Annotated in this window: 23 protein-coding genes; 14 read left to right on the top strand and 9 right to left on the bottom strand. The window is 67.5% G+C overall.

The genetic code is table 11. From position 1 onward, the window contains the following. Window positions 1–9: 9 nt before the first annotated feature. The 3 genes from ASD42_RS11965 to ASD42_RS11955 all read left to right on the top strand — a co-directional run bounded on the left by ASD42_RS11965 (window position 10) and on the right by ASD42_RS11955 (window position 3,006). Window positions 10–1,638, top strand: a complete 1,629-nt coding sequence (locus tag ASD42_RS11965) for an acyl-CoA dehydrogenase family protein (protein WP_056814034.1) — start codon at window positions 10–12, stop codon at window positions 1,636–1,638. Window positions 1,639–1,687: 49 nt separating this feature from the next. After that, window positions 1,688–2,353: a nucleoside/nucleotide kinase family protein gene (locus ASD42_RS11960; RefSeq protein ID WP_056814031.1), complete on the top strand. Its 666-nt coding sequence runs from the start codon at window positions 1,688–1,690 to the stop codon at window positions 2,351–2,353. Between the two features lie 77 nt (window positions 2,354–2,430). Further along, window positions 2,431–3,006, top strand: coding sequence for a potassium channel family protein (locus ASD42_RS11955; RefSeq protein ID WP_084465421.1), 576 nt, complete (start codon window positions 2,431–2,433; stop codon window positions 3,004–3,006). Here the strand turns inward: ASD42_RS11955 and pgi are convergent. After that, complete coding sequence (pgi, locus tag ASD42_RS11950; protein WP_056814028.1) at window positions 2,975–4,618, bottom strand: glucose-6-phosphate isomerase; 1,644 nt, start codon at window positions 4,616–4,618, stop codon at window positions 2,975–2,977. The genes ASD42_RS11955 and pgi overlap by 32 nt on opposite strands. 246 nt (window positions 4,619–4,864) lie before the next feature. On the opposite strand from pgi, the gene ASD42_RS11945 reads away from it, so the two are divergent. Continuing rightward, window positions 4,865–6,322: an NAD-dependent succinate-semialdehyde dehydrogenase gene (locus ASD42_RS11945; protein ID WP_056814026.1), complete on the top strand. Its 1,458-nt coding sequence runs from the start codon at window positions 4,865–4,867 to the stop codon at window positions 6,320–6,322. 101 nt (window positions 6,323–6,423) lie between these two features. Here ASD42_RS11945 and ASD42_RS11940 read toward each other — a convergent pair whose 3' ends face one another. After that, on the bottom strand, window positions 6,424–6,717 hold the full coding sequence (locus ASD42_RS11940; RefSeq protein ID WP_056816138.1) for a chorismate mutase: 294 nt from the start codon (window positions 6,715–6,717) through the stop codon (window positions 6,424–6,426). A gap of 616 nt (window positions 6,718–7,333) precedes the next feature. On the opposite strand from ASD42_RS11940, the gene ASD42_RS11935 reads away from it, so the two are divergent. Then, window positions 7,334–9,676 (top strand): UvrD-helicase domain-containing protein, encoded by a 2,343-nt coding sequence (locus ASD42_RS11935; RefSeq protein ID WP_235569487.1) that lies wholly within the window; start codon window positions 7,334–7,336, stop codon window positions 9,674–9,676. A 14-nt stretch (window positions 9,677–9,690) separates the two neighbouring features. On the opposite strand, the gene ASD42_RS11930 is transcribed toward ASD42_RS11935, so the two are convergent. Continuing rightward, on the bottom strand, window positions 9,691–11,112 hold the full coding sequence (locus tag ASD42_RS11930) for a DUF1731 domain-containing protein (RefSeq protein ID WP_084787077.1): 1,422 nt from the start codon (window positions 11,110–11,112) through the stop codon (window positions 9,691–9,693). A 73-nt stretch (window positions 11,113–11,185) separates the two neighbouring features. Next, a complete protein-coding gene (locus tag ASD42_RS11925) occupies window positions 11,186–12,226 on the bottom strand; it encodes a M23 family metallopeptidase (RefSeq protein ID WP_056814023.1) in 1,041 nt (346 codons plus the stop codon). A gap of 517 nt (window positions 12,227–12,743) precedes the next feature. Between ASD42_RS11925 and sucC the strand changes: the two genes are divergently transcribed. The 6 genes from sucC (at window position 12,744) to purH (ending at window position 19,974) form a co-directional block, all read left to right on the top strand. Then, complete coding sequence (gene sucC / locus ASD42_RS11920; protein ID WP_056814020.1) at window positions 12,744–13,910, top strand: ADP-forming succinate--CoA ligase subunit beta; 1,167 nt, start codon at window positions 12,744–12,746, stop codon at window positions 13,908–13,910. A 12-nt stretch (window positions 13,911–13,922) separates the two neighbouring features. Continuing rightward, window positions 13,923–14,840 carry a succinate--CoA ligase subunit alpha gene (gene sucD, locus ASD42_RS11915; RefSeq protein WP_056814017.1) on the top strand — a complete coding sequence of 306 codons (918 nt, stop codon included), beginning with the start codon at window positions 13,923–13,925 and terminating at the stop codon, window positions 14,838–14,840. A 204-nt stretch (window positions 14,841–15,044) separates the two neighbouring features. Then, window positions 15,045–16,070, top strand: a complete 1,026-nt coding sequence (locus ASD42_RS11910) for a DUF5336 domain-containing protein (RefSeq protein WP_056814014.1) — start codon at window positions 15,045–15,047, stop codon at window positions 16,068–16,070. Window positions 16,071–16,184: 114 nt separating this feature from the next. Continuing rightward, entirely contained in the window at window positions 16,185–17,699 is a 1,515-nt protein-coding gene (locus ASD42_RS11905) for a cell division protein PerM (RefSeq protein ID WP_056814012.1), read from the top strand. Between the two features lie 36 nt (window positions 17,700–17,735). Next, a complete protein-coding gene (purN, locus tag ASD42_RS11900; protein ID WP_056814009.1) occupies window positions 17,736–18,416 on the top strand; it encodes a phosphoribosylglycinamide formyltransferase in 681 nt (226 codons plus the stop codon). Next, window positions 18,409–19,974 carry a bifunctional phosphoribosylaminoimidazolecarboxamide formyltransferase/IMP cyclohydrolase gene (purH, locus tag ASD42_RS11895; RefSeq protein WP_056814006.1) on the top strand — a complete coding sequence of 522 codons (1,566 nt, stop codon included), beginning with the start codon at window positions 18,409–18,411 and terminating at the stop codon, window positions 19,972–19,974. Before purN ends, purH begins: the two co-directional genes overlap by 8 nt. A 54-nt stretch (window positions 19,975–20,028) precedes the next feature. On the opposite strand, the gene ASD42_RS11890 is transcribed toward purH, so the two are convergent. Then, complete coding sequence (locus ASD42_RS11890; protein WP_235569386.1) at window positions 20,029–20,472, bottom strand: hypothetical protein; 444 nt, start codon at window positions 20,470–20,472, stop codon at window positions 20,029–20,031. Between the two features lie 169 nt (window positions 20,473–20,641). On the opposite strand from ASD42_RS11890, the gene ASD42_RS11885 reads away from it, so the two are divergent. Beyond that, window positions 20,642–21,199, top strand: a complete 558-nt coding sequence (locus tag ASD42_RS11885) for a LysM peptidoglycan-binding domain-containing protein (RefSeq protein WP_056816130.1) — start codon at window positions 20,642–20,644, stop codon at window positions 21,197–21,199. A 205-nt stretch (window positions 21,200–21,404) separates the two neighbouring features. Here ASD42_RS11885 and rpsR read toward each other — a convergent pair whose 3' ends face one another. From rpsR to rpmB, 4 genes are read right to left on the bottom strand one after another with little or no spacing between them, the layout of a single operon-like run. Next, window positions 21,405–21,662 (bottom strand): 30S ribosomal protein S18, encoded by a 258-nt coding sequence (rpsR, locus tag ASD42_RS11880; RefSeq protein WP_056814000.1) that lies wholly within the window; start codon window positions 21,660–21,662, stop codon window positions 21,405–21,407. A gap of 36 nt (window positions 21,663–21,698) precedes the next feature. Beyond that, on the bottom strand, window positions 21,699–22,004 hold the full coding sequence (gene rpsN, locus ASD42_RS11875; RefSeq protein WP_056813996.1) for a 30S ribosomal protein S14: 306 nt from the start codon (window positions 22,002–22,004) through the stop codon (window positions 21,699–21,701). Continuing rightward, window positions 22,004–22,174 carry a 50S ribosomal protein L33 gene (rpmG, locus tag ASD42_RS11870; protein WP_056813994.1) on the bottom strand — a complete coding sequence of 57 codons (171 nt, stop codon included), beginning with the start codon at window positions 22,172–22,174 and terminating at the stop codon, window positions 22,004–22,006. The genes rpsN and rpmG overlap by 1 nt, the downstream gene beginning before the upstream one ends. A 9-nt stretch (window positions 22,175–22,183) precedes the next feature. Next, on the bottom strand, window positions 22,184–22,420 hold the full coding sequence (rpmB, locus tag ASD42_RS11865) for a 50S ribosomal protein L28 (protein ID WP_056813991.1): 237 nt from the start codon (window positions 22,418–22,420) through the stop codon (window positions 22,184–22,186). A gap of 103 nt (window positions 22,421–22,523) precedes the next feature. On the opposite strand from rpmB, the gene mrf reads away from it, so the two are divergent. Together mrf and ASD42_RS11855 are read left to right on the top strand one after the other, a co-directional pair. After that, entirely contained in the window at window positions 22,524–23,828 is a 1,305-nt protein-coding gene (gene mrf / locus ASD42_RS11860; protein ID WP_063893587.1) for a ribosome hibernation factor-recruiting GTPase MRF, read from the top strand. Continuing rightward, on the top strand, window positions 23,825–24,091 hold the full coding sequence (locus ASD42_RS11855) for a type B 50S ribosomal protein L31 (protein WP_056813988.1): 267 nt from the start codon (window positions 23,825–23,827) through the stop codon (window positions 24,089–24,091). Before mrf ends, ASD42_RS11855 begins: the two co-directional genes overlap by 4 nt. The last annotated feature ends 2 nt before the right edge of the window (window positions 24,092–24,093 follow it).

Genomic DNA, 24,093 nt, shown 5'->3' with positions numbered 1-24,093 from the left:
TTGCAGGACATGCCGACCCACGAAGTGTTCAACCAGGCGCCACCGCTGATCCCCTTCGACGGCGCGCGCAACCCCGCGCTGCTGGAAGGACTGCACCGCGAAGGGGCAGGCTGGGCCGAAGCGGAAGTGCGCGAACTCGGTGCGCTGGCAGGCGGTTTCGAGGCGCAGGAGTGGGGCAGGCTGGCCAACGAGTACCCGCCGGTGCTGCACACCCACGATCGGTGGGGTAATCGGGTCGACGAGGTGGAATTCCACCCGCACTGGCACGACCTGATGAAGGTCGCGGTGGCGCACGGCCTACACGGTTCGCCGTGGCTGGACGAGCGGTCGGGCGCGCACACCGCTCGCGCCGCCAAGTTCTTCACCTGGGGCGCCGCGGACGCCGGGCACATGTGCCCGATCTCGATGACCTACGCGGTGGTGCCCGCGTTGCGCCACAATCCCGAACTGGCCGCCCGCTTCGAGTCGCTACTCGGTTCACGCACCTACGATTTCGGCCTGCGCGAGCCGTCGACCAAGGCCGGGCTCATCGCGGGCATGTCGATGACGGAGAAGCAGGGCGGCTCCGACGTCCGGGCCAACACCACCACCGCCACACCACAACCCGATGGTTCGTACCGCATCGTCGGGCACAAGTGGTTCACCTCGGCGCCCATGTCGGACATGTTCCTCACCCTCGCCCAGGCCCCCGGTGGCCTGTCGTGTTTCCTGCTGCCGCGCGTGCTGCCCGACGGCACCCGCAACCCCATCCGCATCCAGCGACTGAAAGACAAGCTGGGCAACAAGTCCAACGCGTCCTCGGAGATCGAGTACGAGAACGCCACCGGCTGGCTCGTCGGCGCCGAGGGGGCAGGTGTGAAGACGATCATCGAGATGGTCAATATGACCCGCCTCGACTGTGTGATCGGCTCGGCCACCGGCATGCGGCTCGGCGCGGTGACCGCGATCCATCACGCCAGGCATCGAGAAGCGTTCGGCGCCAAGCTGATCGATCAGCCCGCGATGCGCAATGTGCTCGCCGACCTCGTCGTCGAATCGGATGCCGCGACCACGGTGATGATGCGACTGGCCGGCGCCACCGACCGCGCGGGCAGCGATCCGGCCGAAGCGGCGCTGCGCCGGATCGCACTCGCCATCACCAAATACTGGGTCTGCAAGCGTGCTCCCGCCCATGCCGCCGAAGCACTGGAATGTCTCGGCGGCAACGGATATGCCGAGGAATCGGGGATGCCGCGGCTGTACCGCGAGGCGCCGCTCATGTCGATCTGGGAGGGTTCGGGCAATGTGGCGGCGCTGGACGCTCTGCGCGCCATGGGACGTCAGCCCGAGACGGTCGAGGCGTACTTCGCCGAGGTCGGTCTCGCTCGTGGTGCCGATTCGCGCCTCGACGACGCGATCGACCGCGTCGGCAAGGAACTCACCGACCTGTCCGACATCGAATATCGCGCTCGACGCGTCGTGGAACTCATGGCACTGGTCCTGCAGGGCGCGCAGCTGGTGCGGCACGGACATCCCGCCGTCGCGGACGCCTTCTGTGCGACGCGACTCGGTGGTGATTGGGGCATCGCGTTCGGCACCCTGCCGGTCGGTGCGGACACCGGTGCGATCCTCGAACGCGGATTCGTCGACGTGCGCTGAGTCCGATGTGCTCACCGATATCCGGTGCGCTCGTCGGTAGGGTACCCAGGTGACCTGGGCGAGCGGGGTGCTGTCGGTGAGCGAACTGGCTCAACGGATTCCGACGCGCCGTGAGCGGTTCCTGCTCGGGATCGCCGGGCCGCCCGGCGCCGGGAAGTCGACACTGGCGCAGCGGCTGTGCGCCGAGTCGATCACGTCGGGGCGTCCTGCGGTGGTAGCGCCGATGGACGGCTACCACCTGCGAAATGAGGTGCTGCGGGCGCGGAACGCCCTGGCGCGCAAGGGTGAGCCGGATACCTTCGACGCGGGCGGGTTCGTCGCGGATCTGCGGTTGCTGCGGGAAACACCGGTCGGAGCGCCGGTGCCGTGGCCACTGTTCGATCGCGCGATCGACGAGCCGACCGACGGTGGCGTGGTCGTGTGTGACGAGCGGGTGATCATCGTCGAGGGCAACTACCTGCTGCTGACCGATGCCGAGACGCCGGGTTGGGCTGAGGTCCGCGGGCTGCTCGATGCGTGCTGGTACCTGGACGCGCCGCGTGGAGTGCTCACCGAACGACTCATGGACCGCCACACCGCCGGCGGGCGAACGCCGGATCAGGCACGGGAGAAGGTGACGGGGAGCGATCTGCGCAACGCCGATCTCATAGCAGCGAGTAGGGGCCGCGCTGACCACGTGTTGACCGCCGCGGGGCACGGCTACCGGGTGACCTGATCCGTTTCGAACGGGCTGCTCCGACCTGCTCGGCGCGTGTGCGCGGAAATCGGCGGCTTCGGGGCAATCATGGAGTGATGACGCGAGATCGGCGGTTCCCCCATCATGTGATGCGCAATGGTGCGGCGGCGTTTTGCTCGGTGTTGCTGTACTACAGCGTGCCAGTGGGTTGGGCGTTCGAGCTCGACGCGTGGCCGGGGCGGTTGCTGGGGGTGTGTCTGTTCCTGGCCGGGCTCGCGGGAATCGGCTGGCTGGTCTGGCGGCGGATCGATAACTACCTCAGGGCGCCGACCGCCATGGGTGCGCAGGTCGACGGATTACTGCTGCTCGTGTGCGTCGTCGGCGTGGTGTTCGCCCTGTTCTATTTCCGGTTGCAGCAGCTTCATCCGGATCAATTCGACGGGCTCGAAACCCGCACCGATGCGCTGTATTACACGCTCGCCACGCTCGGCACCGTCGGTTACGGCGATGTGCACGCCGCCGGTCAGGCGGCGCGGATCGCGACAATGGTGCAGATCGTGTTCGACCTGGTGGTGCTCGGCACCCTGCTCACCATCATCACTACCAGCGTGACCGGCCGGGTCCAAGCCGCGACTCGCGCCGCGCGGGAAGCGCGTGACGTCAGCGGCGGTGCGACCGATACCACTCGATGAGCTCGTCGGTCGACGAATCACCCACCGACACCGGCTTTTCCGGCTCGCTGAGCAACGGCATCAGGGCCAGCGCCTGCTGCTTACCCAGTTCGACGCCCCACTGGTCGAAGCTGTCGACGCCCCAGATGATGCCCTCTACGAACACCTGGTGCTCGTAGAGCGCGATCAGTTGCCCCAGCGCCGACGGTGTGAGCTCCGCTGCCAGGATCGTGGTGCTCGGCCGGTTGCCCGGCATCACCTTGTGCGGCACCAGTTCCGGGTCGGTGCCCTCGGCCCGGATCTCCTCGGCGGTCTTGCCGAAGGCCAGCACCTTCGACTGCGCGAACAGGTTGCTCATCAGGATGTCCTGCATGCTGCCGGTGCCGTCGCGGGTCGGCAGGTCGTCGGTGGACCTGGCGAAGCCGAGGAAGTCGGCGGGAATCAGGCGCGTGCCCTGATGCAGGAGTTGGTAGAAGGCGTGCTGGCCGTTGGTACCCGGCTCGCCCCAGAAGATCTCGCCGGTCGACGAGGTCACCGGAGTGCCGTCGGCGCGCACCGACTTACCGTTGGACTCCATCGTCAATTGCTGCAGATAGGCCGGGAATCGACCCAGGTCGTTCGAATAGGGCAGCACCACACGGGATTCGGCGCCGAAGAAATTCGAGTACCAGATGCCCAGCATCGCCAGCAGCACCGGCGCGTTCTCTTCCAGCGGTGCGGTCGCGAAATGCTTGTCTATGGCGTGCATTCCGCTGAGGAACTCCGCGAACTTCTCCTTGCCGATGGTCACCATCACCGAAAGGCCGATCGCCGAATCCACCGAATAGCGGCCGCCGACCCAATCCCAGAAACCGAACATGTGCGCGGTGTCGATTCCGAAGGCGGCCACCCGTTCCGCGTTCGTCGATACTGCGACGAAATGCTTGGCGACCGCTTCCTCGCCCAGCGCGGTGACCAGCCAGCGGCGCGCCGCGGTCGCGTTGGTGAGGGTTTCCAGCGTCGAAAAGGTCTTCGACGCGACGACGAACAGGGTGGTCGCCGGGTCGAGCCCGGCGAGCTTGGCGACCAGATCGGTGGGGTCGACGTTCGAGACGAAACGGGCGGCGATGCCCGCGTCGACATAGTGGCGCAGCGCGCGATAGACCATGTCCGGCCCCAGATCCGAGCCGCCGATGCCGATATTGACGATGGTCTCGATGCGTTTTCCGGTCGCGCCGAGCCACTCGCCCGAGCGCACCGAATCGGCGAATTCGCCCATCCGGTGCAGGACGTCGTGCACCTCGGCGTCGGCGTCGGTGCCGTCGATACACAGCTGGTCGCCGACCGGAAGGCGCAGCGCGATATGGCCGACAGCGCGGTCTTCGGAAGTATTGATGTGCTGACCCGAATACATCGCGTCGCGGCGCTGCGGCACACCGGCCGTGTGCGCGAGATCGATGAGCAGGCGCAGAGTTTCGCGGGTCACGCGATGTTTGCTGTAGTCGATGTGCAGGTCGGCCACCCGCAGCGTCAGTTCGCGGCCACGTGCCGGGTCCTCGGCGAACAGTTGCCGTAGATGCATCGGCGCAACGGTGCGGTGATTGCCGTGCAGTGCCTGCCAGGCCGCCGACGCGGTGATGTCGCTGCTGCTCACGACCCGAGGGTACCGCGTTATTTGCGCGCTGGCGCGCGGGTGTCCGCGGCCCCAAGGGGCCGCCGGTCAGGCACCGTTGCTTGCTCCTTCGTCGCCTACGCAACGGTGCCTGACCGGCGACCCGGCCGCGGACCGGCCACTTCGTGGCCGCCGCTCCCTAGGGGTCGCGGGTGTGGGGAGGGAAAGTGGTGATCGTCCGACTCGGTGTTCGGGTGTTGGCTGGGGCGGCGGGCTTAGGCTGGGCGCATGGTGTCTGAACGCGATGTACTCGAATTCGTACCCAAGGGGTTGTGGATCGGCTCCGGACCCGTCGAAGCCACCGGGGGTGGGACTTTCGACGTCCGCAATCCGGCCGACGGGACGGTGATCGCGCAGGTGGCGGACGCGACCCCCGAGGACGCGATGCGGGCGTTGGACGCGGCCGTCGCGGCGGGGGACTCCTGGGCCGCGACGCCGTCGCGGGAACGGGGCGAAATCCTGCGAACGGTGTTCGAGCAGCTGACCGCGCGGGCGGAGGAATTCGCGCTGTTGATGACGCTCGAGATGGGCAAGGCGCTCGCGGAGAGCCGCAATGAAGTCCGCTACGGCGCCGAGTTCTTCCGCTGGAACAGTGAAGAGGCGGTGCGGATTCACGGGCGGTATCTGAACGCGCCCTCGGGGACGGGGCGGATCATGGTCGCCAAGCAGCCGGTGGGGCCGTGCCTGGCGATCACGCCGTGGAATTTCCCCCTCGCCATGGGCACCCGCAAGATCGGGCCCGCGCTGGCGGCGGGCTGCACGATGATCGTCAAGCCCGCCTCGGCGACGCCGCTGACCATGCTGGCGCTGGCCAAGCTCTGCAGCGAAGCGGGCCTGCCCGACGGGGTGCTGTCGGTGGTCACGACGCAGCGTTCCGGGGCTGTCACGGGCCCGCTGATCGACGATCCCCGGCTGCGCAAGCTCACCTTCACCGGCTCCACCGAAGTCGGCAAGAAACTCGTTTCCGCGTCCGCGAACCGGTTGCTGCGCACGTCCATGGAATTGGGCGGCAACGCACCGTTCGTGGTGTTCGACGATGCCGATATCGACGCCGCCGTGGCCGGTGCGATGCAGGCGAAGCTGCGCAACGGCGGCGAAGCGTGCACCGCGGCCAACCGGTTCTACGTGCAGCGTGGTGTGGTCGCCGAGTTCACCGAGAAGTTCGTCGCCGCGATGGCCGACACCGTCGTGATGGGCCCCGGCACCGATTCCGCGACCACCCTCGGCCCGCTGGTGAGCGAGGACCAGCGCGAGATCGTGAGCGACCTGGTCGACGATGCTGTCTCCGTCGGCGCGCGGGTCCTGATCGGTGGCAAGGCCCCCAGCGGTCCGGGGTGGTACTACCCGGCCACGATCCTGGCCGATGTTCCGCCGACCGCCCGCATCCTGCGCGAGGAGGTCTTCGGCCCGGTGGCTCCGATCGTCGCCTTCGATACCGAGGACGAGGGCGTCGCGGCCGCCAACGACACCGAATACGGGCTGGTCAGCTACGTCTTCACCCGAGACCTCGATCGCGCGCTTCGGATCTCGGAGGCGATGGAAAGCGGCATGGTGGGCGTCAACCGTGGCGTCATCTCCGACCCGGCGGCCCCGTTCGGCGGGGTCAAGGAGTCGGGCTTCGGTCGGGAGGGCGGCACCGAGGGCATCGAGGAATACCTGAATACCAAATACATCGCCCTGACCTGAGCCGGGCCAAAAAATAACCGCCCCGGGGATGGTGTCGCACCCGGGGCGGCTTTTCGGAAGCGGCGAACTGGCTGGTCCGCCGCGAGGTCTGTGGTCTGGGGCTAGCGGCCGAGTCGGCCGCGGCCGAGGCGGAGCAGGAGCATGGCGAGGGTGTGGCCCTCCTGGCCGAGCTCACTGAAGCGCTCGAGCACCTTCATCTCACGGCTGTGGACCAGGCGCGTCCCGCCGGAAGCCATGCGGGTGCGGCCGATGATCCGGGAAATTTCGCTGCGGCGTTTGATCGCGGCGAGGATCGTGGCATCGAGCTGATCGATCTCGAGGCGGAGCTTGTCGATCTCGGCTTCGGACTGCGGCAAGGCCGAATCGGAGCCGGTGGTCGTAGCGGGGGTGCTCATCATTCATCTCCTCGTGTCAGAACTTGGATCGGTCAAACCGAACGGCCTGTTACCCGATCTGTTCCGTCACCCTGAAACTTTCCCGATGGGCGGTACATGATCCCCCGGGAGTACACACAAGTCGTACTCGCCGCCACGATATCGGATCGGCCTCCGATCCGGGCATGCGGAGAAGCGCTGACCATGTCGCCCAGTCTGCCATGGGGCGCTAGGTAGGCAAAACAGTTCAGTTTGTGAATTCGCTGAGAACGTTCACCAGCGCTGCTCGCGCCTACCTGGTCGAGTTCACCCGTAGTTTGCCGAGCTGCCGCCTGCCGGCCACCTCGGCGGCCGCAGTTCGCGGCTTGTCGGTGGCCGCCGGTAGCGTGGACAGACGATGGACATCACGGTCGCTCCCCACGCCTCAGCCACCGATCCCAGCGAACCGGCGCCCGCGCCGAGCGGTGCCGCGCTACCGCCTGCGGACGGTGGTGGAAGCGGTGCGTCCGCGCTGGCTCAGGCGGCGGCCAGGAACAGTGCCGAACAGTCCCAGCGCCGCCAGGAGCGCGAACAACAGCGCGCCGAGGAGATCGAGCGATTGCTCGACGGGCTCAACCCGCCCCAGCGTGCCGCGGTGATGCACGCGGGGTCCCCGCTGCTGATCGTGGCGGGCGCGGGCTCGGGCAAGACCGCGGTGCTCACCCGTCGAATCGCGTATCTGCTCGCGGCGCGGGGTGTGCGCACCGGCGAGATCCTGGCCATCACCTTCACCAACAAGGCCGCCGCCGAGATGCGTGAACGCGTCGCCGGGCTGGTCGGTCCGCGCGCGACCAGCATGTGGGTGTCGACCTTCCATTCCAGCTGCGTGCGCATTCTGCGGATGCAGGCGGCGCTGCTGCCCGGCTTGAATTCGAATTTCTCGATCTACGACGCGGATGATTCGCGGCGTTTGCTGACGATGATCAGCCGCGATTTCGAGATCGACACGAAGAAGTATTCCGCGCGGTTGCTGTCGACGGCCATTTCGAATCTGAAGAACGAACTGATCGGTCCGGAAAAGGCCGCCGCCGATGCCGAAGCCGACGACACCGAACTGCCCGCTCTGGTCGCCAGGGTCTACGCCGAGTACCAGCGGCGGTTGCGCACAGCCAACGCGATGGACTTCGATGATCTGATCGGCGAGACCGTGGCGCTGCTGCAGAACCATCCGCAGGTGGCCGAGTACTACCGGCGCCGGTTCCGGCATGTGCTGGTCGACGAGTACCAGGACACCAACCACGCCCAGTATGTGCTCGTGCGTGAGTTGGTCGGGCATCACAGCGAGTCGGAGGAACAGGCGGTCGAGCCGAGCGAGTTGTGCGTGGTCGGTGACGCCGACCAGTCGATCTACGCGTTCCGTGGCGCCACGATCCGCAACATCGAGGAATTCGAACGCGACTTCCCGGATGCGGAAACCATTCTGCTGGAGCAGAACTACCGCTCCACCCAGCACATTCTGTCCGCCGCCAACGCGGTGATCTCGCGTAACGAGGGCAGGCGCGAGAAGAAACTGTGGACCGATTCCGGCGAGGGTGAACTGATCACCGGCTACGTCGCCGACAACGAACACGACGAAGCCTCCTTCGTCGCCAAGGAAATCGACCGGCTCGTCGACACGGGCGATGCCAACTACGGCGACGTGGCGGTGTTCTATCGCACCAACAACAATTCGCGTGCGCTGGAAGAGATCTTCATCCGAATGGGCCTGCCGTACAAGGTCGTCGGTGGTGTGCGGTTCTACGAGCGCAAAGAAGTGCGTGACGTGGTGGCATACCTGCGCGTGCTGGAGAATCCCGAGGACGCGGTGAGTGTGCGCCGCATTCTCAATACTCCCCGTCGCGGGATCGGCGATCGGGCGGAGGCGTGCGTGGCGGTGCACGCCGAACAGCGCGGTATCGGTTTCGCCGCGGCGCTGCGTGACGCTGCCGATGGCAAGGTCGCGTTGCTGAATACCCGTGCGCAGCGGGCCATCGCGGGATTCCTCGATCTGCTCGACGAGATTCGGGTGGCGGGCAAGCGAGCCGACAGCGACTATCCCGATGTGGGGAACGTGGTCGAGGCGGTGCTCGACCGCACCGGATATCGCGGCGAACTGGAAGCCTCCGACGATCCGCAAGACGGCGCCCGGCTCGATAACCTCAACGAATTGGTCAGCGTCGCACGCGAATTCAGTTCCGAGGCGTTCAACAATGCCGAGGCGGCGCGCGAGGAAGGGCTGGTGCCGGAGGCGGGCGACGGTGAGCCAGAGCCGGGATCGCTGGCGGCTTTCCTCGAGCGGGTGTCCTTGGTCGCCGATACCGATCAGATCCCGGACGAGGGCACGGGTGTGGTCACCATGATGACGCTGCACACGGCCAAGGGGCTGGAATTCCCGGTGGTGTTCGTCACCGGTTGGGAGGACGGGCAGTTCCCGCACATGCGGGCGCTGGGTGATCCGAACGAGCTCGCCGAGGAACGCCGGTTGGCCTATGTGGGGATCACGCGGGCGCGGCAGCGGCTCTATCTTTCGCGCGCGGTGGTGCGGTCGGGGTGGGGGCAGCCGGTGTCCAACCCGGAATCGCGTTTCCTGCAGGAGATTCCGCAGCATCTGCTGGATTGGCGCAGGCTGGAGCCGGTGATCTCGCCGGTGCAGCGGGGGCGGCGTCGGGGTGAGGACAGCGGCTTCGATCGAGACTGGACCAGTGGGAACGGGTGGGATCAGCGGCCCGGCGTGCGTGGGGGATCCGGCGAGCGAAGGCCGGCGCCGGGCGGTGCGGTGAAGCGCAACAACACGGAGTTGGTGCTGGCCGTGGGCGATCGGGTCACCGACGACAAGTACGGGTTGGGGCGGGTTGTCGCGGCCGATGGTGTGGGTCCGTTGGCTACGGTGACCATCGACTTCGGGTCCGCTGGCAAGATCCGGCTGATTCCGCAGTTCAGTCGGACCATTGTGAAGTTGTGAGGTGGTCGGGCAACCTAACGGTCGAGCTCCCGGACGGCACGCGGAATACGCGGTGAGGCGGAACCGAGCAGGTCTGTCAGGGCTTCGTCGAGGGTGGGGTAGCGGAACTCGAAGCCTGCCTTGTGGAGGACTTCGGAGGTGGCGTGGCGGCCGGTGAGGCCGAGGGCCGGGTCGGTGCGCAGGGCTACCGCGCCTATCTTCAGGATCGCCGAGGGGGTGGGGGGTGATGAGGGACGGTGCAGGATTCGGCGGAGAGTGGCCATGAGTTCGGCGTTGCGGACCGGGAATTCGGTGGCGGCGACGACGATGCCGTCGGGGAGGGCGACGGTGGGGTCGAGGCCGAGGCAGGTTCGGACGATGGCCAGCCAGTCCTCGATGTGGATCCAGCTGAACCACTGATCGCCGGGGCCGACGCGGCCGCCGAGACCGGCCTTGGTGAGCTGGCCGAGGCGTTTGAGGGCGGGGGCGTCGGGGGCGAGAACGATGGAGGTGCGCAGCACCGTCCAGTGGTCGGCGCGCGCGGGATCGAACGCCTCCTCCCACGGCTGGGCCACGCCGGTCATCTGCGGGAGCCCGACCGGGAGGGGAGTTGTTTCGGTGCACCGGGTTTCGCCCGCGTCCGACCAGATGGCCGTGGTGCTGGCTTGCACCCAGTAGTCGACGGGGGTGTCGCGCAGGCCCGCGGCGGCGACCAGAGCGGCGGTGGAATCGACTCGGCTGGAGCGCAATTCGGCGATATTGCGTTCGGTCGGCCTGCAGTCGACCAGCTTTCCGGCGAGGTTGATCACCGCGAGCCGACCGGGTTCGCGCAGTTCGGCCGACCAGGAGCCGAGCGAGCGGCCGTCCCATTCGGTCTGGCGGAACGGGAGATCGGGGTTGCGGCGGCGGGTCAGCAGGGTGACGCGCTGTCCGCGGCAGGTCAGATCGGCGGCGATCTGGAGTCCGAGTGCGCCGGTGCCGCCCGCGATGACGACATTCAGCGCGCTGTCGACGGGGGCGAGTCCGGCCAACCGGGCCAGGCGCGAGAAGTTCACGCGCGCATCGGTTTCGATGAAGGGGCGAACGACGGTGCGCGCCGCACCGGCGGAGGGGCCGGTGAAGCGGAGTTCCTGGGTGATCTCGGTGCCACCGTCGCGGGGCGTCAGCCGCCAGGTGAGATGCATGGCGCCCGCGGGTTCGGGCTGCTCGATCCCGAGCTCACGATTCGGTTCGAAGGTGGTGACAGTGAACGCTTTTGCGAACCGCCTGTGGATCCGGGCCGAGACGTTCCCGTTGGGCAGATAATCGCCGGTGGCCCCGACAGCGAGCGGCGAGTGCATCCGCACCGATCGCACTCCGGGATTCCACTCCGGCCACTGCTCGAGATCCCCGAGCACACCCCACACCAATTCCGGTGCGAGCCCGATGAACTGCGTGTACTTCGTCGTACCAGCCATACCGCAACGCTAACCCCGCCCCTGACAGAGCGGAAGCGTGCTACTGGTCACGTAGAAGCGACTTCACGCCACGTCAGTCGCGCTGGGAGCCCAGGCTGATGCCGCGGGTGGCGAGCCAGGGGACCGGGTCGATCTTGTCGGTGCCGTTGAGCCAGACCTCGAAGTGGCAGTGCGGGCCGGTGGAGAAGCCGCGGTTGCCCATGGTGGCGATCTGGTCGCCCGCCATCACGCGCTCGCCCTGCGAGACGGTGGCGGTGTCGATGTGGCCGTAGATGGTGACGGTGCCGTCGTCGTGCAGGACGCGGACCCACATGCCGAAACCGGAGGCCGGGCCCGCTTCGATGATGGTGCCGTCGGCGACCGCGTAGATCGGGGTGCCGATCGGGCCGGCGACGTCGATGCCGAGGTGCTGGACGCCCCAGCGGGCGCCGAAGCCGGAGGTGTAGTTGCCCGAGGTGAACTTGGTGAACAGGGGCCGCAGCTTGGCGGATTCCTGGGCGGCGAGGTCTTCGGCGAACTTGGCGCCCTTGGCGAGGATGTCGTCGAAATGGCTCTTGTCGGCGACGGCGGTGGCGTCGAGTACCTGCGGCGAAGCGCCGGTGCCAGGGTCGCCGACGTCGGCGGTGCTCATCGACTGGGCGGCGATCTCGTGGACCTGGCCCGCTGCCTCGTAATCGATGCCGTGTGCGGGCTGGCCCGGATCGGCCATTGCCGCCTGACCCGCGGCGACAACAGCGCCCGCGGCGACGGCGATGACCGCGGCGCGGCCCTTCAGCGCGGCGGGCGGTGCGGGGACGCGGTGTGCGCCGCCGCGACGTTCGGCGCGGCGCGGCGCGGGGCGCTCTTCCGCGGTGGTCTCTTCGGCCACGGGCGCCCAGTCGGCGCTGTACGTGCCGGTGTCATAGGACTCGTCCGCGGTCCATTCGTCCTCGGCGGGCGTCCATGCCGCGTCGTCGGACCAGGTGTTCTGGTCGCGCCACGCATCGTCGGTCTGCGGCCATGCGGCGGCGGGGGCTCGACGGGCCTGCGGATGCGACGTGTATTCGTCGGCATACCGGTAACGGCGGTCGGAGCTGGTGCGATTTTCGACTGGAAGGGTGGAGCGGTGGTTCATCGGCCGTACCGAATCGCCAGCTGTTCCAAGCGAGTACTGAAGTACCTCAAGCTTGTCGTCCTCCTCAGTCCTGACTTGCCAGTCGTGACCTGGTTGTCGTGACCTGGTTGTGACTTCGACCGCATTGACGGTAACGAAGCGATTGCAGAGTGGCAAGCGCTGGTCGAAAACCTACACCTGTGTGTGACATTCGTCACCGTAACGCGGAGGAATAACTCACCGTTTTCCGGCATCTCGGGTGAGGTCTGTCGACGACATAACGTAGTAGATGCCGGGGTGTCCGGGCTTTAGGTGGCCCTACCTGCCAAGGCACTGGCAAACGGCGGAAAACTACTCGCCAGTAGCCTTGGCCAGCGGTTTTCCGGGGCTCCCGTTATGGGTCGTGACCTGCGCCACTTACTATGAACGTGGTCGTTTAGCCCTCCCCGTGACTAGCTACAGTCCGATCCGACCCGCTACCGACGTCGGGCCGCCAACAAAGACGTTGTCATAGCAACGCAGACGAGACGGTGAGTACATGGATCTCTTCGAATATCAGGCGAAGGAGCTCTTCGTTAAGCACGGAGTGCCTTCGTCCGAGGGTCGTGTTTGCGACACGGCTGAAGAAGCACGCGCCATTGCCGAGGAAATCGGCAAGCCTGTGATGGTCAAGGCGCAGGTCAAGGTGGGCGGCCGCGGCAAGGCTGGCGGCGTCAAGTACGCGGCCACTCCGGACGACGCGTTCACGCACGCGCAGAACATCCTCGGCCTCGACATCAAGGGCCACATCGTCAAGAAGCTTCTGGTCGCCGAGGCCAAGGACATCGCGGAGGAGTACTACATCTCCTTCCTGCTCGACCGTTCCAACCGCACCTACCTGGCCATGTGTTCGGTCGAGGGCGGCATGGAGATCGAAGAGGTCGCGGAGAAGACTCCCGAGCGTCTCGCCAAGATCGCCGTCGACGCCGTCAAGGGTGTCGACCTGGCCTTCGCCCGTGAGATCGCGGAGAAGGGGCACCTGCCCGCCGACGTGCTCGACGCCGCGGCCGTGACCATCCAGAAGCTGTGGGAGGTCTTCATCAACGAAGACACCACCCTGGTCGAGGTCAACCCGCTGGTGCGCACCCCCACCGACGAGATCCTCGCCCTCGACGGCAAGGTCACCCTGGACGAGAACGCCGAGTACCGGCATCCCGACCACCTCGAGTTCGCCGACGTCGACGCGACCGACCCGCTCGAGCTCAAGGCCAAGGAAAACGACCTCAACTACGTCAAGCTCGACGGTGAGGTCGGCATCATCGGCAACGGCGCCGGTCTGGTCATGTCGACCCTGGACGTCGTCGCCTACGCCGGTGAGAACCACGGCGGCGTGAAGCCGGCCAACTTCCTCGACATCGGCGGCGGCGCCTCGGCTGCCGTGATGGCCGCTGGTCTGGACGTCATCCTGGGCGACGCGCAGGTCAAGAGTGTGTTCGTCAACGTGTTCGGTGGCATCACCGCGTGCGACGCGGTCGCCAACGGCATCGTCGGCGCGCTCGAGGTGCTCGGTGCCGCGGCCACCAAGCCGCTGGTCGTTCGCCTGGACGGCAACAACGTCGAAGAGGGTCGTCGCATCCTCGCCGAGGCCAACCACCCGCTGGTGACGCTGGCCCAGACCATGGACGAAGGCGCCGACAAGGCTGCCGAACTCGCCGCAGCCAAGTAAGGAACCGTAAACATGTCCATCTTCCTGAACAAGGACAACAAGGTCATCGTCCAGGGCATCACCGGCGGCGAGGGCACCAAGCACACCGCGCTGATGCTGAAGGCGGGCACCAACGTCGTCGGCGGCGTGAACGCGCGCAAGGCCGGGACCACGGTCAAGCACACCGATAAAGACGGCAACGAGATCGAGCTGCCCGTGTTCGCCTCCGTCGCCGAGGCGATCGAGAAGACCGGCGCCGACACCTCCATCGCGTTCGTGCCGCCCGCCTTCTCCAAGGACGCCATCATCGAGGCCATCGACGCGGAGATCCCGCTGCTCGTGGTCATCACCGAGGGCATCCCGGTGCAGGACTCCGCCTACGCGTGGGCCTACAACGTCGAAAAGGGCGAGAAGACCCGCATCATCGGCCCGAACTGCCCCGGCATCATCACCCCCGGCGAGGCGCTGGTCGGCATCACCCCGAACAACATCACCGGCAAGGGCCCGATCGGCCTGGTGTCGAAGTCGGGCACCCTGACCTACCAGATGATGTACGAGCTGCGTGATTTCGGTTTCTCGACCGCGATCGGCATCGGCGGCGACCCGGTTATCGGCACCACCCACATCGACGCCATCGAGGCGTTCGAGAAGGACCCCGAGACCAAGATCATCGTCATGATCGGCGAGATCGGTGGCGACGCCGAAGAGCGTGCGGCCGCCTACATCAAGGCCAACGTGACCAAGCCGGTCGTCGGCTACGTCGCCGGTTTCACCGCGCCCGAGGGCAAGACCATGGGCCACGCCGGCGCCATCGTCTCCAGTGGTGGCGGTACCGCGCAGGCCAAGCAGGACGCGCTCGAGGCCGCAGGCGTGAAGGTCGGCAAGACGCCGTCCGCCACCGCCGCGCTCGCTCGCGAGATCTTGGAGAAGGCGTCTATCGCTTCTGCGTGATCTGAAATCTCACACTGTCGAAGGCCGCTTTCAGGTTTAACCTGGGCGGCCTTCGTCGATTCATCCACAGGTAGTGGTTTATCCACAGCCTGCATCGGTTGGTGATGACCGGGGCCGTGGCGTGCAGTAGCGTCAGGTATCGGATCAGGCACCAGTCAGTTCGACGCGACCGATGCGCACGACTCGACAAGGAGACGACGAGACATGTCATACCCGACCGGGGGCTCCGGGTACAACGCACCCGTGACACCCGCCGCGCCCCAGGGCCCGAGTACCGGAGCCGCCGCGGCTGCGCCATCGACCGCGACCGGTTCGGAAGGCAAAGGGCTGCCGTTCATTCTGACCGCGGCCGCAGCCGGACTCGGCGTCGTCACCTTCCTCCTCGGCTTCGCACCCTATGTCGGCTTCACCGCGCTGCGTGAGACCTCGACCGGCAGCATGTTCGAGTCCAGCAACGGCGCGATCGCGACGCTCATCCTGGCCGCTGCCTTGCTGGCCGGGCTGTCGTTGCTGCCCAAGCAGAATGTCCTCGGTGTCGCCGCCGCACTCGCGGTGGCCTCGTTCCTCGGTGTCGTCGTCTCGCTGATCAGTGTGGGCGAAGGCGTGGAACTGCAGTGGGGCGCGTTCGTCGTCGCCGCGTTCTCGTTCGTCGTCGCTGTGTTGCTGGTGCTGGCACTGCTGTTCGGGCTGGGGATCATCAAGGTGCCCGCGCCGAAACCGGCTCAGCCGCAACAGCAGCCGGGCCAGTACGGCCAGTACGGTCAGCAGGGTTACGGCCAGCAGGGCTACGGCCAGACCGGCGGCCAGCAGTACGGTCAGACCGGTTACGGCCAGGCCCAGACCGGTGGCCAGTACCCGACGCAGTCGCCGTCGCCGTACGGCCAGCAGAGCCAGCCGTCGGTCCCGCAGGCGCAGCAGCCGTCCTACGGCCAGCCGGGTCAGCAGGCCTACGGTCAGCCGCAGCAGTCGCCGTACGGCCAGCAGTACGGTGCCCCGCAGCCGCAGCAGCAGCCCTCGCCGTATGGTTCGGCGCCGCAGGCACAGCCTCGTCCCGACGAGAGCGCGACGCAGACCTTCGGTGGGCAGCAGCAGGGCCAGCCGTTCGGTGCGCCGACCTATGGTGCGCAGCCGTCGTCGCCGGGTCAGCCGCAGCCGTTCGGTGGCGAGCAGACCGCCGATCCGGCAGCCGACGCGACTACCGCGTTCCGTCCGAACGACGACAACAAGTAGAACCGACGGCTGCCGCACGGTGGTTCAGGTTCGATCGCGAGCCCACAGGTACGCCTGTGGGCTCGCGGCGCGCCTGACCCCCGGCCGCCGAGGAAGCTGCCACGCTGAATTGTCATGAGCTCCCGTAACGCCCTCGTGCGCCGGACCTCCGGGTCACGCGGCACCGGGGAGACAGTCACCGCACCACCGTCCGGGCCCGAGCCCGGTTGGTGGTCGCTCTCGCCCGAGCGGGCGCGAACCCTGCTGTTGGTCGCGGCGAGGCCGACGATCACCGCCTTGGCGGCGACGGTGCTGCTCGTACTCGTGGTCATGCTCACCACCGGCACCGATCTCACCAGTGCGCCCGCCGCGGTCGCCGCTACGTGGCTTGCCGCCCACCAGGTTCCGCTCACGGTCGGCAGGACAACGCTCGGCCTGCTCCCGCTGGTACCGACGGCCGTGCTGGTCTGGCTGGCCGCGCGCGAATGCGCGCGTGCGGTCCCGAACCGGCCGACCCCCGTCGAGCTGGGCTGGCTGACCGGTGCGGTGCTGGCCGGACCGCTGCTGATGACGGCCGTCTGTCTGGCCGTCACCGGCGACGCCGCGGGCGTCACGCCACTGGAGTCGGCCGGTCCGATCGCGGCCTTCGGCTGGGTGCTCGTGCTGTATCTGGTCGCGGCCGCCGCAGGCATCGGCAGTCGGGCGTGGAGTTCGCTCTGCGCGCTGGTGCCGATCGAGATCCCGGAATGGGCGGTCCTCGGCGCCCGCGCCGCGCGTCGCACCGTGCTCCGCATGCTCGGCTGCGCCGCTCTGGCCACCGTGATCTCCTTCTTCGTCCATCTGTCCCGGCTCGACGGCGCCTTCCAGCAGGCCCACAATGTCACCGATGTGCTGGGGATGACGTTGTTGTCCCTGCTCTACCTGCCGAATGTGGTGATCGGCGCGGCGGGGATCCTCAGCGGTGCCGCGGTGCTGTTCGGCGCCGGGTCGGTGGGTCTGTTCGGGGTCACCGGCGGACACATGCCGGTGCTGCCCGCGCTGATTCCCGTGCCGGAGGGGCCCGCGTCCGGGTGGTGGGCGGCGCTGCTGCTCGTCCCGCTCGGTGTGGGTGTGCTCGGCGGGATCGAACTCGGCCGTACCAGCGACGATCGGCCCGGCGCGCCGTGGGCGACCCTCACCTGCGCCGCGCTGTCCACGCTGACGTTCCTGGTGCTCGCGATCCTCGGCAGCGGTCAGCTCGGCGCCGTCGGGTGGGTCGGCGTCGATCTGCTGATGCTGGTCGTGCTGATGGTCACCTGGTTCGGGTTCGGCGGCTTCGTGGGCATGGTGTTCGCCCGCCGCTTCCTCGCGCCCGCCGCGCCGACCGAGGTCTACGACGAATACGACGCCGACGACTACGAGGACGACGACTACTACGACGAGGACGAGTACGACTACGAGGACGACGAGGACGCCGACGACGACGAGGACGCTGTCGAATACGACGATCCCGCAGTCGAAGTCGACGGCGAACTGGTCGAAGACTTCGATGACGACGTCGAAGTGAGCATCGCCGCACCCGGCTCGACCGACGAGCCGACCGACGACATCGTCGACGTCGAAGTGGTCGAGTCGGACCTGCCGGACGGTGACGAGACCCCCGGTCGCTAAGCTCGACCCGGCGCCTATCGCCATCGCCGCCGCCCGATCACACGCAGGAGTAGAGCGCTGACGTCCTCGTTTGCCCCGTGGAAGCCCGCCAGAACACCGGCCACCGTCGTCGTTCTGGCTTCGGGCACCGGCTCGCTGCTCAACGCACTGCTGGCCGCCGCACGCGAGCCCGGCTACCCGGCGCAGATCGTCGCTGTCGGCGTCGACCGGGACTGCCAGGCCACCACCCACGCCGATGCGGCGGGGGTGCCGCACTTCAAGGTGGGGCTCAAAGATTTTCCGGATCGCGAAGCCTGGAACGTCGCCCTCACCGAGGCCGTCGACGCGCACAAGCCCGATCTGGTGGTCCTCGCGGGCTTCATGAAAATCCTCGGCCCCGCGTTCATGGAACGCTTCGGCGGCCGTCTCATCAACACCCATCCCGCGCTGCTGCCGTCGTTCCCCGGCGCGCACGGGGTGCGTGACGCGCTCGCCTACGGCGTGAAGGTCACCGGCTGCACCGTGCACCTGGTCGACGCGGGCGTCGATACCGGCCCGATCCTCGCGCAGGAGACGGTCGCGGTGGTGCCCGGCGACGACGAGGACACGTTGCAGGAGCGCATCAAGGTTGTCGAGCGACGGTTACTGGCGGAGGTCATCGCCGCCGTCGCGACGCGAGGCATTGTCTCCGACGGACGAAAGGCAGAAATACCAGTGAGCGAGCACGCCGGTGAGTGAACGTAAGGCGATCCAGAGGGCGCTGGTGAGCGTCTACGACAAGACCGGGCTCATCGAGCTCGCCACCGGCCTGCACGCGGCCGGTGTGGAGCTGGTGTCGACCGGGTCGACCGCGGGCAAGATCGCCGAGGCCGGGATTCCGGTCACCAAGGTCGAGGATCTGACCGGTTTCCCGGAGACCCTCGACGGCCGGGTCAAGACGCTGCACCCCCGTGTGCACGCGGGCATCCTGGCCGACACCCGTCGCGCCGAGCATGTCGATCAGCTCGTCGAGCTCGGTGTCGAGGCGTTCCAGCTGGTGGTGGTGAACCTGTACCCGTTCACCCAGACCGTGGCCAGTGGCGCGAGCGTCGACGAGTGCGTCGAGCAGATCGACATCGGTGGACCGTCAATGGTGCGTGCCGCGGCGAAGAATCACCCGTCCGTGGGTGTGGTCGTCGACGTCACCGACTACGACGACGTGCTCGCCGCGGTGAAGTCCGGCGGGTTCACCCTCGCCGAGCGGACCGCGCTGGCCGCCAAGGCCTTCCAGCACACCGCGAGCTACGACGTGGCCGTCGCGAGCTGGATGGGCTCGGTCGCCGTGCCCGCCGTCGCCGAGGAGACCGAGCAGTTCCCCGGCTGGGTCGCCGGTTCGTGGGAGCGCGCCGCGGTGCTGCGCTACGGCGAGAACCCGCACCAGGCCGCCGCGCTGTACACCAGCAACGACGGCACGGTCGGGATCGCGCAGGCCGAGCAGCTGCACGGCAAGGACATGTCGTACAACAACTACACCGACGGTGACGCCGCCTGGCGTGCCGCGTTCGACTTCGACGAGCCCGCGGTAGCGGTGATCAAGCACGCCAACCCGTGTGGCATCGCCGTGGCAGGCGATATCGCCGAGGCGCATCGCAAGGCCCACGCCACCGACCCGGTCAGCGCCTACGGCGGCGTGATCGCGGCCAACCGTGAGGTCAGCGTCGAGATGGCCGAGCAGGTCGCCGAGATCTTCACCGAGGTCATCATCGCTCCGGGCTACGCGCCCGGTGCCGTGGAAGTGTTGCAGCGCAAGAAGAATGTGCGCGTGCTGGTGGCCGAGGCGCCGCAGCGCAAGGGTGTCGAGCTGCGTCCGATCAGCGGCGGTGCGCTGCTGCAGGACCGCGACGTCCTCGACGCCGCGGGCGACGATCCGGTGAACTGGACTCTCGCGGCGGGCGACCCGGCCGACGTCACCACCCTCGCCGACCTCGAATTCGCTTGGCGCGCCTGCCGTTCGGTGAAGTCGAACGCGATCCTGCTCGCCGAGGACGGCGCCGCTGTCGGCGTCGGCATGGGGCAGGTCAACCGCGTGGACTCCTGCAAGCTCGCCGTCGAGCGCGCGGGCGAGCGCGCGAAGGGCTCCGTCGCCGCCTCCGACGCCTTCTTCCCGTTCTCGGACGGGCCGGAGATCCTGGTGGCCGCGGGCGTTCGCGCGATCGTGCAGCCGGGCGGTTCGATTCGCGACAAGGACACCATCGAACTCTGCAAGCAAGCAGGCGTCACGCTGTACCTGACAGGCGCTCGCCACTTCGCTCACTGAGTCGACACCCGAACGGGTGCCGCGCCGAATCCTCGGCGCGGCACCCGTTTTCGGCTATCCGGCGTCGAGTACCTCGCGGGTGCCCAGTGGGGAGCTCAGGGGGATTGCCAAGCTGGCGAAGACGGCGTTCATGGTGCACATCTTGTTCACGGAATCCGCTCGCGTCCCGGAGCGCAGCGCGACGGTGACCGCCTCGGGAGTTTCGGTGACGGTGGCGTCCACGGCGTAGCACTCGGGGTTGCCGGTCTGGAAGTTGACGCTGATCGAGTTGTCGCTCAGTCGATTCCAGGATGAGAAGGGAATCGGATGCGGGTTGACGAGGGTGGGATCCGCGGTGAAGGGCAGGCCTAGGCCGGGATTCGGAACCTCGGGTCGGCTGTTGGTGGTCGACGTATCCGGTTGGGGCACAGCCTCCTCCGAGGAACCGCAGGCGGTGAGGGGTGCGATCAGCACGGCCACGGCCGCCGCCGCGACGGTGTAGCGCGACATCGTTCTCATGCTGCCAACCCTAGACGGCACCGCCCTACTGTGAACTTTCCGCGAACCCTGCGCATAACCCCTCCGTTTCCCCGCCGCGGCGACTAGATTCGGGTGCGATGCGACATTGTGGCAATCGGTCGGCATCTACTGTTGTGCTCTGCAATTGGCGATCTTCGAAAGGAACAACGTGGCCGACACGCTGCGCGTAGGCGAAGAACTTGGTCTGGGTCAGTCCCTGACCGGCGGTGCGTACACCCTGACTCTGCAGCCGGACGGCAACCTGGTGCTGAGTGAGCCCGACGGCAACGTCGTCTGGGCCGCCATGACGCATGGGCAGGACGCGCAGCGCGCGGCTCTGCAGCACGACGGCGACCTCGTCGTCTACAGCGGTGGCGGCGCGCGGATCTGGGCGACCGACACCAGTGGGAAGAACGTCGAGAAGCTGGTCGTGCAGCCCGACCGCAACGTCGTGCTCTACGGCACCGACGGTTCGGTCGCGTGGTCCACCGCCACCAACACCGACAACCCGCTGCCCGCGCCCGAGCCGGTCGCCGCCGCTCCGATCGCCGAAGAGGTTCCGCCGCCGCCGGCCGCGCAGACCTACACGGTCGAGTCGGGCGATACCCTGTGGGCCATCTCCGAGCGCTTCTACGGTGACGGCAACCGCTACCACGAGATCGCCGCGGCCTCTGGTATCGACAACCCGGATCTCATCAACGCCGGTCAGGTCCTGACCATCCCGTAATTTTGGCGGCCGGGGCCGCGTGTTCGCGGCCCCGAGGGGCCACCGGTCAGGTGCCGCGGCATGCTCCTTCGTCGCGTACGCCGCGGCACCTGACCGGCGACCCGGCCGCGAAAGGGTCGGTCGTAAGACTCCCTTTGTGGTTATTGAGTTCTCGAACAAGGGTGGCCCCGGAGCTGTTGCTCCGGGGCCACTTTCGCGTTCACGGCTACTTGGTCGTGGTGAACGGCAGCAGCGCCATCTCGCGCGCGTTCTTCACCGCGACGGCGACCTGACGCTGCTGGCGCGGGGTCAGGCCGGTGACGCGGCGGCTGCGGATCTTGCCGCGATCGGAGATGAAGGTGCGCAGCAGGTTGACGTCTTTGTAGTCGACGTACTCGATGCCCGCGGTGATCAGCGGATTCTTCTTCGGCTTGCGGCCCTGATCGGCCCGGGCCTTCTTGGACGGTGCTCGCTTCACTGCCATGGGATATTCCTTCTCACGAATCAGTTTGGGGAGTCTCTACCAGCTCGATTTGTGGACCCCCGGAAGCTCGCCCCGGTGGGCCATCTCGCGCACACGAACACGGGAGAGGCCGAATTTGCGGAGATAGCCGCGTGGGCGGCCGTCAGCAGCGTCCCGATTGCGCAATCGTACCGGACTGGCATTGCGTGGCTGGTTGCGCAGTTCGGCCTGTGCGGCGGCGCGCTCGGGCTCGCCGGTGCTGGGCTTGCGGATGATCTCCTTGAGCTCGGCGCGACGGGCGGCGAACCGTTCGACGATCTCGCGCCGCTGCTCGTTGCGGGCGATCTTGGACTTCTTCGCCATCAGCGCTCCTCGCGGAAATCGACGTGGCGGCGCACGACGGGGTCGTATTTGCGCAGGACCAGCCGGTCGGGGTCGTTACGGCGGTTCTTGCGGGTGACGTAGGTGAAGCCGGTATCGGCGGTGGACTTCAGCTTGACGATCGGCCGGATATCGGTCGATTTCGAGGCCATGTTCAGCTCCTAGATCTTGTCCCCGCGAGCGCGGATGCGGGCCACCACAGCCTCGATCCCGTCGCGGTCGATGGTCTTGATGCCCTTGGTGGAGACCGTCAGCGTGACGCGGCGGCCCTCGCTGGGCAGGTAGTAGGTCTTGTGCTGGATGTTGGGGTTCCAGCGTCGGCTGGTGCGCCGGTGCGAGTGCGAGACGGCTTTTCCGAAGCCGGGCTTGCGACCGGTGACCTGGCAGTGGGCCGACATGCGACCTCCTTCCATGGTTATGACAACCATTTTCGACAACGATTATTCCGCACTGTACAGTCGCCGTGAAGTAAATGAAAATCATTGTCGAAAGGGGTATCGGGTGCTTGACCAGTCGGACCGGAGAACGCCCGTGGTGCTGCTGGCCGGCTTCTCGGGACCCGCCATGGGCGGCGTCGAACACATCGCGAAAACGTTGAGCGCGGACGCGGGCACCGTGGTGGTGCATCACGACCTCGCCGAACTCCGTGAAGGCGTGGTGCGCCGCACGGTGCGCACCGCGGGCAACGTGAGCACCACGGTGCTCGAACTCGCGCACGGGTGCGTGTCGTGCACGCTGCGCGCCGATCTGCTGCCGATGCTGTGCACGCTCGCCACACGCGACCATGTCGAACGCATCGTGCTCGCGCTGGATCCCGGCATCGAGGCCGAGGCGCTGTGTCACGCGATCGAGAATGTCGTGGTGACCGGAGTCGCCGACCGCGTCGACGGGCCTGCCGGGCGTTCCGTGCGAATCGAGGCCGTACTCACCTGCCTCGACGGGCAGCAGTGGCTGGCCGACGCGACCGGTGACGAGGTGCTGGCCGATCGGGGCCTGGCTTCCGCCGACGACGAGCGCACCGTGGCGCAGGTGGCGGTCGGGCAGGTCGACTTCGCCGACGCGCTGGTGGTCCTCGCCGCGGGAGTCGACGCGCTCGATCGCGAACGACTCGGGGCGGTCCTCGACCGACTGGCGCCCGCGGCGCCGATCGCCTGGCTAGACGAATTACCCGGCTTCGACGCGATGGAGATCGGCGCCTTGCTGACCCGCGTGCCCGCCGATTCGCGCCGAGGCCGGATCTTCGACGCGCACGCGCCGTTGCTGCGCGGACAGCCGCCGCTGAGCACCGACTGTGGTGTCTCGATCGTCGAATTCGCCGCCCGCAGGCCGTTTCATCCCCAGCGGCTGCACGAGGCGCTCGACGTTCTGCTCGACGGCGTTGTCACTGCCCGCGGCCGGGTCTGGCTGGCGACCCAACCCGATCACGTGGTGTGGCTCGAGTCGGCGGGCGGCGGCCTGCGCGTCGGCGGGGCAGGGCGCTGGCTGGCGGCGATGAGTGCCGAGGAGCAGGCCGTCGTCGACGCTGATCGACGAGCGATGGCCGCGCTGGGCTGGGACGAGCGGTTCGGCGATCGTGATGTGTCGCTGGTGATCCTGGCCCACGACGCGGACCCCGTCGAGATCCGCCATGCCCTGCACTGGGCGCTGGTCGAGGACGACGAGCTGATGCTCGTCGAGCGGGCCCCGGAACGAGTCGCGTTGTGGGAGGACCCCTTCGGCGACTGGCACGAAGATCCCTGCGCCGACCCCACCGAGGCAACGGCTTCGGCGAGCGAGCGTACCAATCCGAGAGGAGAAACAGCATGAAAGCGGGCATCCATCCCGATTACCACCCTGTCGTGTTCGAGGACGCGAGCACCGGGAAACAGTTCCTGACCAGGTCGACCGCGAACAGCGACCGGACGATCGAATGGGCCGATGGGAACACCTATCCGCTCATGACCGTCGACGTGACGTCGGATTCGCACCCGTTCTGGACGGGCACCGCCCGCAACCTCGACACCCAGGGCCGGGTCGAGAAGTTCGAGCGCAAGTACGGAAAGCGCTCGCGCGCAGGCAAGGAAGGCTGAGT

Source organism: Nocardia sp. Root136, assembly GCF_001427185.1.
In the GTDB taxonomy this organism is placed as follows: domain Bacteria; phylum Actinomycetota; class Actinomycetes; order Mycobacteriales; family Mycobacteriaceae; genus Nocardia; species Nocardia salmonicida.
This window is presented reverse-complemented; position numbering and strand designations above follow the sequence as displayed.

What these genes read in the sequence shown, in the direction of transcription:
- rpsN (WP_056813996.1), bottom strand. Translation starts at nt 22,004, where the DNA reads ATGGCGAAGAAGTCCAAGATCGCCCGCAACGAGCAGCGGCGCGAGATC.
- sucC (WP_056814020.1), top strand. Translation starts at nt 12,744, where the DNA reads ATGGATCTCTTCGAATATCAGGCGAAGGAGCTCTTCGTTAAGCACGGA.
- ASD42_RS11855 (WP_056813988.1), top strand. Translation starts at nt 23,825, where the DNA reads ATGAAAGCGGGCATCCATCCCGATTACCACCCTGTCGTGTTCGAGGAC.
- ASD42_RS11935 (WP_235569487.1), top strand. Translation starts at nt 7,334, where the DNA reads ATGCACGCGGGGTCCCCGCTGCTGATCGTGGCGGGCGCGGGCTCGGGC.
- ASD42_RS11945 (WP_056814026.1), top strand. Translation starts at nt 4,865, where the DNA reads ATGGTGTCTGAACGCGATGTACTCGAATTCGTACCCAAGGGGTTGTGG.
- ASD42_RS11910 (WP_056814014.1), top strand. Translation starts at nt 15,045, where the DNA reads ATGTCATACCCGACCGGGGGCTCCGGGTACAACGCACCCGTGACACCC.
- ASD42_RS11905 (WP_056814012.1), top strand. Translation starts at nt 16,185, where the DNA reads ATGAGCTCCCGTAACGCCCTCGTGCGCCGGACCTCCGGGTCACGCGGC.
- ASD42_RS11890 (WP_235569386.1), bottom strand. Translation starts at nt 20,472, where the DNA reads ATGAGAACGATGTCGCGCTACACCGTCGCGGCGGCGGCCGTGGCCGTG.
- rpmG (WP_056813994.1), bottom strand. Translation starts at nt 22,174, where the DNA reads ATGGCCTCGAAATCGACCGATATCCGGCCGATCGTCAAGCTGAAGTCC.
- ASD42_RS11930 (WP_084787077.1), bottom strand. Translation starts at nt 11,112, where the DNA reads ATGGCTGGTACGACGAAGTACACGCAGTTCATCGGGCTCGCACCGGAA.
- ASD42_RS11965 (WP_056814034.1), top strand. Translation starts at nt 10, where the DNA reads ATGCCGACCCACGAAGTGTTCAACCAGGCGCCACCGCTGATCCCCTTC.
- rpmB (WP_056813991.1), bottom strand. Translation starts at nt 22,420, where the DNA reads ATGTCGGCCCACTGCCAGGTCACCGGTCGCAAGCCCGGCTTCGGAAAA.
- rpsR (WP_056814000.1), bottom strand. Translation starts at nt 21,662, where the DNA reads ATGGCAGTGAAGCGAGCACCGTCCAAGAAGGCCCGGGCCGATCAGGGC.
- ASD42_RS11925 (WP_056814023.1), bottom strand. Translation starts at nt 12,226, where the DNA reads ATGAACCACCGCTCCACCCTTCCAGTCGAAAATCGCACCAGCTCCGAC.
- sucD (WP_056814017.1), top strand. Translation starts at nt 13,923, where the DNA reads ATGTCCATCTTCCTGAACAAGGACAACAAGGTCATCGTCCAGGGCATC.
- ASD42_RS11940 (WP_056816138.1), bottom strand. Translation starts at nt 6,717, where the DNA reads ATGAGCACCCCCGCTACGACCACCGGCTCCGATTCGGCCTTGCCGCAG.
- ASD42_RS11955 (WP_084465421.1), top strand. Translation starts at nt 2,431, where the DNA reads ATGACGCGAGATCGGCGGTTCCCCCATCATGTGATGCGCAATGGTGCG.